This is a genomic window from Nostoc sp. TCL26-01, from assembly GCF_013393945.1.
Taxonomy (GTDB): Bacteria; Cyanobacteriota; Cyanobacteriia; order Cyanobacteriales; family Nostocaceae; genus Trichormus.
The window spans coordinates 3,590,723-3,603,165 of sequence record NZ_CP040297.1 but is presented as its reverse complement, the minus strand read 5'-3'; the positions used below and the strand labels follow the sequence as shown (position 1 = coordinate 3,603,165).

General features: G+C 41.4%; 12 protein-coding genes. 8 read left to right on the top strand and 4 right to left on the bottom strand.

Annotated elements, in window-relative coordinates:
- The first annotated feature begins 490 nt into the window (after positions 1-490).
- The 5 genes from FD725_RS15580 to FD725_RS15560 all read left to right on the top strand — a co-directional run bounded on the left by FD725_RS15580 (position 491) and on the right by FD725_RS15560 (position 4,411).
- Positions 491-1,360 carry a nitrate ABC transporter ATP-binding protein gene (locus tag FD725_RS15580; RefSeq protein ID WP_179048964.1) on the top strand — a complete coding sequence of 290 codons (870 nt, stop codon included), beginning with the start codon at positions 491-493 and terminating at the stop codon, positions 1,358-1,360.
- A 424-nt stretch (positions 1,361-1,784) separates the two neighbouring features.
- A complete protein-coding gene (locus FD725_RS15575; RefSeq protein WP_179048963.1) occupies positions 1,785-2,660 on the top strand; it encodes a lipid kinase in 876 nt (291 codons plus the stop codon).
- A 213-nt stretch (positions 2,661-2,873) separates the two neighbouring features.
- Entirely contained in the window at positions 2,874-3,182 is a 309-nt protein-coding gene (locus FD725_RS15570) for a type II toxin-antitoxin system HigB family toxin (protein WP_179048962.1), read from the top strand.
- Positions 3,183-3,279: 97 nt separating this feature from the next.
- Positions 3,280-3,711 (top strand): type II toxin-antitoxin system HigA family antitoxin, encoded by a 432-nt coding sequence (locus tag FD725_RS15565; protein ID WP_179048961.1) that lies wholly within the window; start codon positions 3,280-3,282, stop codon positions 3,709-3,711.
- A 94-nt stretch (positions 3,712-3,805) separates the two neighbouring features.
- On the top strand, positions 3,806-4,411 hold the full coding sequence (locus tag FD725_RS15560) for an exopolysaccharide biosynthesis protein (RefSeq protein WP_179051556.1): 606 nt from the start codon (positions 3,806-3,808) through the stop codon (positions 4,409-4,411).
- 179 nt (positions 4,412-4,590) lie between these two features.
- Here the strand turns inward: FD725_RS15560 and FD725_RS15555 are convergent, their stop codons facing one another.
- From FD725_RS15555 to FD725_RS15550, 3 genes are all read right to left on the bottom strand, one after another.
- Positions 4,591-4,791 carry a hypothetical protein gene (locus FD725_RS15555; protein WP_179048960.1) on the bottom strand — a complete coding sequence of 67 codons (201 nt, stop codon included), beginning with the start codon at positions 4,789-4,791 and terminating at the stop codon, positions 4,591-4,593.
- Positions 4,788-4,979: a hypothetical protein gene (locus FD725_RS33140; RefSeq protein ID WP_372726679.1), complete on the bottom strand. Its 192-nt coding sequence runs from the start codon at positions 4,977-4,979 to the stop codon at positions 4,788-4,790. The genes FD725_RS15555 and FD725_RS33140 overlap by 4 nt, the downstream gene beginning before the upstream one ends.
- A 143-nt stretch (positions 4,980-5,122) precedes the next feature.
- Positions 5,123-6,616, bottom strand: coding sequence for a TM0106 family RecB-like putative nuclease (locus tag FD725_RS15550; protein WP_179048959.1), 1,494 nt, complete (start codon positions 6,614-6,616; stop codon positions 5,123-5,125).
- A gap of 312 nt (positions 6,617-6,928) precedes the next feature.
- Between FD725_RS15550 and FD725_RS15545 the strand changes: the two genes are divergently transcribed.
- Positions 6,929-8,089 (top strand): aminotransferase class V-fold PLP-dependent enzyme, encoded by a 1,161-nt coding sequence (locus FD725_RS15545; RefSeq protein ID WP_179048958.1) that lies wholly within the window; start codon positions 6,929-6,931, stop codon positions 8,087-8,089.
- 188 nt (positions 8,090-8,277) lie between these two features.
- Here the strand turns inward: FD725_RS15545 and FD725_RS15540 are convergent, their stop codons facing one another.
- A complete protein-coding gene (locus FD725_RS15540; RefSeq protein ID WP_179048957.1) occupies positions 8,278-8,460 on the bottom strand; it encodes a hypothetical protein in 183 nt (60 codons plus the stop codon).
- A gap of 388 nt (positions 8,461-8,848) precedes the next feature.
- Between FD725_RS15540 and FD725_RS15535 the strand changes: the two genes are divergently transcribed.
- Entirely contained in the window at positions 8,849-9,208 is a 360-nt protein-coding gene (locus FD725_RS15535) for a hypothetical protein (protein WP_179048956.1), read from the top strand.
- A gap of 229 nt (positions 9,209-9,437) precedes the next feature.
- Positions 9,438-12,101 carry a U32 family peptidase gene (locus tag FD725_RS15530; RefSeq protein WP_179048955.1) on the top strand — a complete coding sequence of 888 codons (2,664 nt, stop codon included), beginning with the start codon at positions 9,438-9,440 and terminating at the stop codon, positions 12,099-12,101.
- Positions 12,102-12,443 lie beyond the last annotated feature (342 nt).

Here is a 12,443-nt window from a genome sequence, read left to right as displayed (position 1 = left end):
ACTCGAACAATGAGGTTCTGAACTCGAACAATGAGGTTCTGAACTCAAACGTTGAGGTTTTGAACTCGGTTAATGAGTAAAACTCGCGCATGAATAAAAAATTTAGTGTTAGATCCCCCCAACCCCCCTTAAAAAGGCAGGGCTGTTTCATTCCCCAAAGAGCTTTAAAAATCAAGGGTTCTAGCGATGAAAAATTAGTTATTTTGTTACCGACGTGCCGATGAAACCAACTATTTTACTGATATTTCAGTGCTTAAATGTTCATCTCTTCGTCACGCTTACTGACAATTTTCTTGCTAACCATCTTGACAAATCCTGTTTGAAATGGAATGAAACAGCCCTGCCTTAAAAAGGGGGGCTAAAGACCTCTCAAAGTCCCCCTTTCTAAGGGGGATTTAGGGGGATCTAAAAAATTAGGCGGCTCAATCAGTTGTTTGAAAATACGCCCTAGCTTCTCTCCCTCATCAACCCAAACCCAAATATCACCACCATGCAAAACCGTAGTTCCAGCGTCACCGAAACCACCAGAGAAAGACAAACCAGACCATCCACAACTACAACTACCAGTAGTCGGTCTTTCCTGGAAATTAAAGACGTTACTAAAATTTATCCCACCAAAAAAGGCCCCTTCACCGTCCTAGATGGCGTTAACTTAAACGTAGAACAAGGTGAATTTATCTGCGTCATCGGTCACTCTGGTTGTGGTAAATCCACACTGCTAAACATGGTATCGGGTTTTAACTTCCCTACCTCCGGGCAAGTCTTACTCGAAGGTGAACCTATCACCAAACCAGGCCCCGACCGGATGGTGGTATTTCAAAACTATGCCCTACTTCCTTGGCGCACAGCTTTTGAAAATATTTACCTCGCCGTCAACGCCGTTTACCCCAACAAACCAGAAGCCGAGAAAAGGGCAATAGTCCGCGAACATTTGGCAATGGTGGGACTAGCCGATGCAATGGAGAAAAAACCCCTGCAAATGTCCGGTGGGATGAGACAAAGGGTATCCATTGCCCGTGCTTTGGCAATTCGTCCCAAAGTCTTAATTTTAGACGAACCATTTGGGGCATTAGATGCAATTACCAAAGAAGAATTACAAGAAGAATTGTTGAAAATCTGGGGTGATAATCGCTGCACAGTGTTGATGATTACTCACGACATTGATGAGGCATTATTTTTAGCAGACAAATTGGTGATGATGACCAATGGTCCTCACGCCAAAATTGGTGAAGTATTGGAAATTCCTTTTTCTCGTCCACGCGATCGCGCTCGCATCATGGAAGATCCACAATACTATAAACTGCGTAACTATGCTCTAGATTTTCTCTTTAACCGTTTTGCTCATGATGACGTGGGTTAGCAACGTTCCCTAGATGACGACTGTTAGCACAGAGGTAAAAGATAAAAGGTAAAATAATTATCCGTTTTATCTTTTGTCTTTCGCCTTTTTCTTCAGAAAACATAACTTTGTCGTGCCAAAAGATCCCCGATTTCTCATAGAAGTCGGGGTTCTCGTGTCTCAAGCAATACTAAGAATTACTTTTATGCAAAATACCTGAACTATTCCATGACCAAGGAATGAACCTATAGACAAATAATCGCGCTACACTAGATAGCATTAAAATTTAATTGGCTAAAAATAACTATTTGTCATATAGATAACTAAACTGTCAACGTAGAAAAGTTCCTAGTAAACATAGCAAATATATAAATTGTATATACCCTAATTACGTAGGTCTTCCCGTAGTGAATTACGAATTACGAATTACGAATTACGAATTATTATGAGTCTTCGCGCCTTATTATTAGTCAATCGTCATTCTCGGCAAGGACAAACCAGTCTATTGCAAGCAATTGATTACTTGAAAAACTATGGTTTTCAGTTAATTGAAGAATCAACAGAAAATCCTCAACACCTTTCTCAAATTATCCACAAGTATAAAAATGAAGTCGATTTAGTCATAGTTGGTGGTGGTGATGGTACTCTGAATACCGTCGTTGATGCTTTAGTAGAAACTCAATTACCTTTAGGGATTTTGCCATTAGGAACTGCTAACGATTTAGCAAGAACTTTAGGTATTTCTAACTCCCTGAGCGAAGCTTGTCGAACAATTGCTCAAGGAGAATTGCGACAAATTGATTTAGGTTGGGTAAACGGTAAGCACTTTTTTAATGTTGCTAGTTTAGGACTGAGTGTAAAAATTACCCGCCGACTTACCAAAGAATTTAAACGTCGCTGGGGAATACTAGCTTATGCAGTCACAGCCATACAAGTTATCTGGGAATCACGTCCCTTTAGTGCAGAAATTCGCTATAAAAATCAAGCTTTTCATGTAAAAACTGTCCAAATTGCTGTAGGCAATGGCCGCTATTATGGTGGTGGGATGGCTGTAGTTCACGATGCCAGTATTGATGACCAAAGATTAGACCTTTACAGTTTAGAAATTAAGCATTGGTGGGAAATTATTCCTTTATTACCCGCAATGCGAAATGGGCGACATATCCATCGGCAAAATGTCCGCGCCCTACATGGCCAAGAATTTGCAGTTTATACTCGTAAACCACGCCCCATTAACACTGATGGCGAAATTACCACCTATACCCCCGCAACTTTTCGCGTCATTCCCAAAGCTGTTAGTGTTTTAGTCCCACCGGTTTGAGTAGTTAGTGATGAGTGCTGAGTCCTGAGTCCTGAGTGCTGTTAGCGGGGCGTTTAGCCCGTGCTGAGTAAGGAAGTGAGGGAGTGGTGAGTGAACAAGGGGAAGCGCTTGCAGATAAATTCGCATTTTGCTAAGATTGGATCAATTGAGTCCAAAACCTTTATTTTGTCTTTATTTTGATTATTTTTATGTCTAACTCAAAAGCAATCTCGAATGCGTATTATTACCAAAAAAAGACTCAACCAAGCTAGCGAACAGTATCCTGATGCTGAATCCAGCATACGGGCTTGGAGTAAGCTTGTAAAAGCACAAGACTGGAATAGTTTTGAAGATATTAAAGCTACTTCCATTTTTGCGCCAGATCGAGTTAAAAACTTTGTGATTTTTGATATTGGAGGTAATAAATATAGGTTAATAACCTATATTGACTATAAAACTAAAGCTATATTTATTCGTGGGTTTCTCACTCATGCAGAATACGATAAAGATAAATGGAAAAATGACGAATGGTTTAATGGCTAACCTTAATATAGATGTGCTATCTACGAAGTAGAACTAGAATTGTCAAAGCTGCAAGCTTGATTCTACTAAATTAAGCAACTAATAACATAATGATGAAATGCAAGACAACGCTACCAATTACACAGAGTTACTTATATCTTTCCCTCCGCGCCCCATAAAATCTGAAGATGATTTTGCAAAAACTCAGGCGGTTGTCGATGATTTACTTGATAAGAGAGAATTGACGGAGGAAGAAGCGGACTATCTCAATTTATTAGGAATGTTAATTCATGAATATGAAGAACAGCAAGAGTTAGTTCCAGATATTTATGGAGTAGAACTACTGAAGGTGTTAATTGATGAATTAACTCTGAAGCAAAAAGATTTAGTGCCTATTTTTAAAACTGAATCAATTGTTTCTGATGTGCTAAACGGTAAGCGTAAATTGACAGTTGAGCATATCCAAAAACTTGCTGATTTCTTTAAAGTTTCGCCTGCTGTGTTCTTTCCTATAAATTCATCAAATAGAGATTTTTTAGAAGTAGCTTAGTCTACACAGTAGGCAATTACTACAAATTCATATTCATATTTAATTGATTAGAATTAAGTAGGATACTGTGGCAAATGACATCAAATCACGGAAAATACATTTGAGTTTTTCTCAAGAAATTAAGTCATTGCTGCAACGTTTAGCCGAACAGCATTTGACACTGGGAGATATTTTGCTAGAAACCTCAGAACGGGGTTTTAGCTTGGTAATTGCATTGTTAGTTTTGCCATTTTTGTTTCCCATGCCACCGGGGGCAGCTGGGCCTTTTGGTGTCGCTTGTTTGGTACTATCATTACAGATGGTTTTGGGTAGGCGATCGCCTTGGTTACCTAAAAGAATCGCCCGCTATAAATTTCCTCGCCCCTTTGCCCAGTTTTTACTACAAAACTTACGCCGTGTCACCAGAGTCGTCGAGAAAATAGCCCGTCCTCGATGGGAAAAAATTGCCGAAAATCCTTTAACATGGCGAGTCAATGGGTTTTGTATCTCTTGGCTGACAATACTACTCATCTCCCCCATTCCCTTAACTAACCCTATTCCTACAGTAGGAATTTTACTATTAGCGATCGCTACAATCGAATCTGATGGTTTACTAATTTGTATCAGCTATGTGATTACGTTTCTCATTACCATCTTGTTTGGATTCATTGGTTACGCCTTATGGTTAGCCCCTAGCTTGTTACCATCCGTCTTCAAATAATAAAACCCCCCAGCCAAAGACTGAGGGAGATTAATTAAGGTGCATCTTTCGTCTTTTCATTAGATATTTACCGCATCCGGAAAAATCCTTCCACATACCACCAGTTGAATATAGCCGTCACAAAAATCACACATTTGCTAAACGGTTCAGTATTGAAACGGTTTAAACTTAGATAAATGCTAACTATTTTCTTTCAATCGCTGTCTATCTTCAATTAGCTTTTGTAGTTTTCCTGCTTCTTCTACTGTATAAAACGTCTGATTGGGTTCAGATGTAATTTTATCCATCAAAGCGTGAAAAGCTTCAGTATCGTTGCGATATTTTAACAAATAAGCTTTCAACTCAGACTTACTCATTGCTGCGAAGTTGGGTTTTGTCATTCTTCGTATCTCCATCTGCCATCGCGTGTGATTAATATACCCGTTTCCTCTCCAGCCAGAATGTAAATGTTGCCAGTGCGTTCATCAATTCGGACTATAAAAATCGGCAAAAACAAAGTTGTAACATTCTGACAAAGGATAAAACACGTTATTGTTTGCTCTGGAGTGGGATAAACTGGGCTTCTCATTATAATTATGAACTGGAATATTGTTCTGCACAATAATCAAATTCTCATAAATTGTTCCCATTCACTAAAATCGACTTACATTAATTTTGACATTTTGTTACGTTTTTGACTTGTAAATTTATATGTATTAATCAATCAAAACATCAAGCTAGACGCAAACGATACTCATCCTCGATAAAATTAACTAACCAATCCTTGACGCTGCGAGTAGCCCGACAGTCATCTTCGTTGTAGCGGATGATGATTTCTAATAAAGTGCGATCGCCTGTTTCCAACCATTGATCATACCAGTAAATACACTTAGCACCACTGGCTTCTTTATCACGCCATTCAAAACCCAACCAACGAGCGATCGCTTTTAGCGCATAACTTTCTATTGGTAAAGCCACACTTTGAGTGAGGTGTTCATAAATATCGACAAATCTATTTAATACAGGATGAACTGAAGCGGATGGAGTCCGGTACAACTTTGCGAGACGTTTAACTGTATCAAATTCATATACACAAAAATGATAAATTGGTGCTTCTGGATATTGCCATACTAACTCAAGAAATTGTTGCCAAATTAATTCTTCATCTTCTGGTTTTTCTGCTACAAATGAATAAAACTCTTCAGTATTGGTTTGTTTATTAACAACTAAAACGCCTAACAAATAATCTAGATTTAAATCTGGTTGCGCTTCAATATCAAAATACAATTCTATCGGTGAGTTTAAGGTAAGATGCTCATGAGAACGAAACAACGGTAAAATCAAAGGCCGTTTTTCAATCACTGATTGGGCTTGAACTACTAACTTCCGTGCAACATGAGTATCAAAACCAATGAGATTTTCTAAAGTTGTGGGGCTGGTATTAGCGAGAGATTCTAACGTCGTGATGTCGAGGGTTTGGAGTTGGGTGTAGCGGATGGGGGAAACTCCTGGTAATAGTGAGAGGTGCTGCTGAGATTGGGCGATCGCATAACATTGACTGTACCAAAGACAAAGATTACACTTCTGACGAGAGATAAATACTTCTGGTGGAGTCTTTAAATCTAAAGTCTCGATGAATTCTTGTAAAATGACCTGCATTTGCGGTGTCCACCGCGACAAATCCACAGTATGCTGCCTTTGTTTACTACGCAACATCAACCAAGCTGTTGACGGTGCAACGCCCTGGGCTATTGCCAATACTTGAGCATGAAAGGCAGCGATGACTTGATATTCTTGTTTAGGACGCTTACCCAGTTCTATATCTACTGGTTGATAAATCCAATCACCAAAGTCAGACTGTCCCGGTTGTTTTACCAATAAATCGGGACGACTCAGGAGAGTATATTTTTTATAGTCTGGTGATATTTCTGTATCTAGCAAATGGTGATATTCAGCTAACAGTACCCCTTGATGAATATATTCCACACCACGCTGCATTAATTCCAAAGTAGCTACTTGCCCAGCTTCCCAGTTACCTCTTGGGTAATCCGGTCGATGATATGTAAACTGAGACAAAATACTTTGTTGATGAGCAGTTTTGTCTTGTTGTAATTTGAGCAATAATTCGCTAGGCTCGTCTCGCTGGCTTCTGTCACTGTTAATATCTAAAACAGGCCGGCGCTTACAGCGTTGATATTGCAAAATGTGTTCAGCATTAATCAGCATTCATTTAAAATTTAGTCATTGGTCAATGGTCAATAGTCATTAGTCAATGGTCATTAGTCATTATTCTTATCTCACTGTCCCCTTGTCCCCTTGTCACCTTGTCCCCTTCTTCCATTTTGAATTTTGAATTTTGTTAGCGCAGCGTTAGCGACGCAGGAGCGTCGCGTCATTTTGAATTGATTTGTCTCCCCCACTCAGCACTCAGCACTTTCTATTTGTGTGGTAGGGTAGTTTTTAGTCTTTTTCAAATGGATAGTTATTCTCGCCACGTTGCGTTAGTAGCTCATCAACAATTTTGTATTTTGAATTATTATGACTGGGTTGTATCGCCATCGTGAACAATTTCCTGCTTTAGCCAATAAGACTTATTTTAACTATGGGGGACAGGGGCCAATGCCTCAAGGGGCAATGGATACCATCACTCAAACTCTAGCTTACATCCAGCAGATAGGCCCCTTTGGCAATGAGGCTGGTAACTGGATTACAATCCAAATGCAAGGTGTGAGGGAAGCGATCGCTAGTGAACTCAACGCGCCTGCTGATACAATTACCTTTACGGATAATGTTACCGTTGGTTGTAATATCGCCTTTTGGGGTCTGGATTGGCAAGTCGGCGACCATATCCTCCTTTCGGACTGCGAACACCCCGGTGTCATTGCCACTACCCAAGAAATCAGCCGGAGATTTGGGGTAGAAGTTACTACTTGTCCTCTCAAAGCTACCTTAAATCAGGGCAACCCGGTGACAGTGATTACTCAACACCTCCGCCCCAATACTCGGTTAGTTGTCTTGAGTCATGTTTTCTGGAATACAGGACAATTGTTACCTCTAGAGAAAATTGTTGAAGTATGCAGAAACAATAACTCTTTATTATTAATTGATGCTGCCCAGTCAGTTGGGGCTTTACCTCTTAATCTAACTGATTTGGGCGTAGATTTCTATGCTTTTACTGGTCACAAATGGTTATGTGGCCCAGAAGGTGCGGGTGGTTTGTATATTCGTCCAGAAGTTAGGGAAAGCCTGAATCCCACATTTATCGGCTTGTATGGAATTATTGTTGATGACCAAGCCCAGCCTGTGCGGTGGAAACCAGACGGACGGAGGTATGAAGTCTCTACCCTAGCTTATCCATTGTACCTGGGGTTGAAAGAAGCGATCGCCATCCATCAGCAATGGGGAACACCAGAGGAACGTTACCAGCAAATTTGCCACAATAGCCAATACCTCTGGCGCAGGTTGTCAGCTTTACCCAGTGTCAAGTGTCTGCGAACTACACCACCGGAAACTGGCATAGTTTCTTGCCAACTCAGTCAACCCCAATCCCACGCCCAATTAGTAAAATTCCTCGATGCTCAAAGTATCTTAACGCGAACAATAGCCAACCCTAGTTGTATTCGGATTACGGTTCATTATTTAACGTTAGAGTCAGAAATTGACCAATTGGTTGAGGTAATAACTAGATTTAATCAATAGACATCTCCAAAAATGAGTGTAGAGACGTTGCAGTGCAACGTCTCTACGAGGATTTCGGGCAACCACATATAAGTAGAGGTGTACATTCATACACCCCTACAGTCTCGTAAAATAAGGAAAAATTCAGGAAAAATTATGGATGTCAGCAACTTGACTAAATGGCTGATGATCCAAGCTAGCAACTAAGCCTAAGCACCAACATCTTCACGTTCTATCTGTTGGCGAATGGTGTCAACAGCAGCATTAACCCCAGCCAGCCTAGACTCTAAATCATCTCTCATCCAGGTGAGAAACTTGAGTTTACGTTCCAAGTAAGATTTACGTGAAATAGGTTCGCTACCACAAAAGGAATTACCCCAAAAAGGAAACATAATTGACCTCTAAATTTAGACGAACAACAGAGCAATGAGTTGCACTACCATACTTATTTTGACGAAAAATTTAGTCTGGTAGTTGGTGTAATGACCGATCTAAATTACACCAATCAAGAAGAGGGGAATAGGGAATAGGGAATAGGGAATAGGGAATAGACAAGAAGTTTATTTGATTTATCGTGAGTATTTTCCCAAATTAAATATGACTTCTGCTAGAGGGATAACTCCGTTTTTATAGATATCTTGAGATTGGGTTTAGTAAATATCAATTGATTGGAAAAAACTTGAGTTTTACTGCACTTTACAAACAACTCATCCTAGAAATACACCAATCAATTTCTCGAACTAGGAAAAGTATCCATCATCAATTACTGGAGTTTGAATTATGGCAAATTGGGTATCAACAATAGCCACCCAAATCAATTCTCGGCTGCAAGAATGGCAGCTAAAGCGTTTTTTCGCTGTGGTCTTAGTGGGATTTTTAGTGCTGACAACTAACATTAATTCTGGACGTAACAGTGAAGCTGTCACTAGAAGACTTGACCAAGTAGTACATCAAGATGATGCCCAAAGACCAAAAACTACAGGAGAATGGAATCAAGAAGCTCGTGAAACTGAAGAAGTTCCTGGAGAACGAGCTAAAAGAATTGCCAAAGAATCAGGAGAAGCGATCAAACAATGGGGTTCTCTATATCCCAACACTGCACAAAGAAGTGCCAATGAATTACAGGAAAACCAACGGTAAATAAACTCAATACACTGGCAATTTCTGTAGAGTAGAGACGTATAATAGCACGTCTCTACATTTGCTGAATCGAGGGATGATTTAGCAAGTTATAAAATTTCCCCCCCTGCTTCCTCTGCTTGCCTAAATTCATTCCCCTGTGCTGCAACGCCGTTTTATTCTCTCCTGCCAACCTACGGCAAACTAAAGCTAAAATTACTTTGGTGATACTTAACCTGCTCCAACCTTGATGAAACGCTCAGACCCTAACTCTCAATTATTACAACGTCCGGAAATTCTTGCACCAGCAGGTAATTGGGAATGTGCAAAAGCTGCTGTGGAAAATGGGGCTGATGCAATTTATTTTGGTTTGGATAGGTTCAATGCCAGAATGCGGGCGCAAAATTTCACCGAGGCAGATTTACCTGCATTAATGGCATTTTTGCATCTCCGGGGTGTGAAAGGTTATGTGACTGTCAATACCCTGATCTTTCCTCAAGAATTAATCGAAGCACAGCAATATCTCCGGACAATTATTGCCGCCGGGGTGGATGCAGTCATTGTCCAAGATGTAGGTATTTGTCGCCTGATTCGTCACTTATCTCCTGATTTCCCGATTCATGCTTCCACCCAAATGACGATTACCAGTGCGGCTGGGGTAGAATTTGCTCAGTCTCTCGGTTGCCAATTAGTCGTACTCGCCCGTGAATGTTCCCTCAAGGAAATTAACCAAATTCAGCAGCAGATTTGCCAACGGGCGACTGCTTTACCCTTGGAGGTGTTTGTTCACGGAGCTTTGTGTGTCGCCTATTCTGGTCAGTGTTTGACAAGTGAAGCGTTGGGAGGACGTTCGGCTAATCGGGGTGAGTGCGCCCAAGCTTGTCGAATGCCTTATGATTTAATTGCCGATGGGGAAATTGTCGATTTACAAGAACGCAAATATTTACTCAGTCCTCAAGATTTGGCTGGGTTGGAAGTATTGCCAGATTTGGTGAAGTCAGGTGTAACTAGTCTCAAGATTGAAGGACGGTTGAAAGCACCAGAATATGTAGCTAATGTGACTCGTGTGTATCGGCAAGCTTTGGATCAAGTGATGGGGAGATCGGAGGAACCTAACCCCCTAACCCCCTTCCCTACTAGGGAAGGGGGAAAAAAGACTTCTCTGGCTGCGTCGGGGAGAAGTCAAGAACACTACAACTTAGAAATGGCTTTTTCTCGTGGATTATACACAGGTTGGTTTAGAGGAATTAACAATCAAGAACTAGTCCATGCCCACTTTGGGAAGAAGCGGGGAGTTTATTTAGGGGAAGTTAGCCGCATCCGCAACGAAGAGGTGATAGTTAGACTAGAAGCCCCTGTGAAACCCGGTGATGGTGTGGTGTTTGACTGTGGACATCCAGAGGGGAAAGAAGAAGGGGGACGAATTTATGGTGTGGTACAGCAGGGTAAAGAAACAGTCTTAAGTTTTGGTCGGAGTGATGTTAACTTCCGCCGGGTTCATGTGGGTGATAAGCTGTGGAAGACTAGTGACCCAGAACTTGATAAACAACTACGACAAAGTTTTGCTGGGGAAAATCCCCAATTTCAGCGGCCGATTAATCTGGAAATTTATGGTGAAATTGGTCAACCGTTGATAGCGATCGCCCGCGATGAATTTGGTAACATTGTCCAAGTAGAATCTGCTGTATCTTTAGTGGCAGCTCACACCAAACCCTTAGACACAGAACGCTTGCAAGAACAGTTTGGTCGTCTGGGTAATACTTCTTTTCATTTAGGAACATTAACGAATCATCTCAATGGTGCGGTGATGGTTCCTGTCAGTGAGTTAAATCGTATGCGGCGGGAAATTGTTACCCAGTTAGAAAAGTTACGCCGTCAGCCTAAACTCTGGCAATTAAACCCTCACAATTCCTACCAAGACTTACTTCCCCCCAAATCTGCCCCATCCCTCACATCTCCTGTTCTCATTGTCTTAGTTCGCAACCTCAAACAACTCCAAGTAGCCCTACAAAATAACGTTGAAATTCTCTACTGCGAATTTGAAAATCCCCGCGCTTATCGAGAAGCTGTGCGGATGGTGCATGAGGTAAGACAAGAGAACAAATCAATTCAAAATGACGCTCGCGGACTCGCTAACGCTGCGCTAACAAAATTCAAAATTCAAAATGGAACAATGAGGCAAGGAAATAATTCTGTCTCCCCCCCTCTCCCCAAAATCTACGTCGCCCCACCGCGAATTACTAAACCTGGGGAAAATTGGATTTTGCAACAAGTCCGCGCTTCTAACGCTGATGGCTATCTCATACGCAACTATGATCATTTGGCATACTTTGCAGGTGAACGTTGTGTGGGGGATTTTTCTTTGAATGTTGCCAACCCCTTGACAGCAGATTACTTTCAGCAACGCTTTGGGTTAGAACGGTTGACAGCATCCTATGATCTCAATATTACTCAAATAGAAGATTTACTTACCAGTTGTCCGCCCCAATGGTTCGAGGTGACAATACATCAACATATACCCATGTTTCACATGGAACATTGCGTCTTTTGTGCTTTCCTCTCCACGGGAACAGACCATACTAACTGTGGACGACCCTGTGAACAGCATGAGGTAAAATTAAGGGATAGGGTAGGTAGTGAACACGTCTTGCAAGCAGATGCGGGTTGCCGAAATACTGTATTTAACGGCACAGCCCAAACGGGAGCAGAATACGTACAGGGACTCATAAAGCTAGGTTTGCGTCACTTCCGCCTAGAGTTTGTCAATGAAACACCAGAACAGGTACATAAAACAATACAAAGCTACAGTCAGTTACTCCAAGGTGAAATAACAGGTTCTCAACTCTGGCGAGAATTGAAATTACAAAATCAATTAGGCGTAACTCGCGGCCCTCTCAATGTGAGTAGCAGATAATATTTTTGTTATTTATAGCGTTTCCCACTCAGATGCGGTACAAAATTATATCGCAAGGTGTAGGAGCAATTCATTTAGCCGAAGGCTTAAAGCAGGGTACATTGATGTCAACTTCAGGAAAAAGCTAGATGAAGCTGGCGTTGAACCCAGATGATCTCGCCCTCATCCCCTAACCCCTTCTCCCAAACATGGGAGAAGGGGGACAAGAATGCCTGACTCCCCTCTCCCAAATGTGGGAGAGGGGTTGGGGGTGAGGGAAAAACGTTGTCACCAAGCAGCTTTCACGTTAAGTTGACACCAATGTGCAGGGTATTGCCCCTACGGATGTACCTCACGTGAACG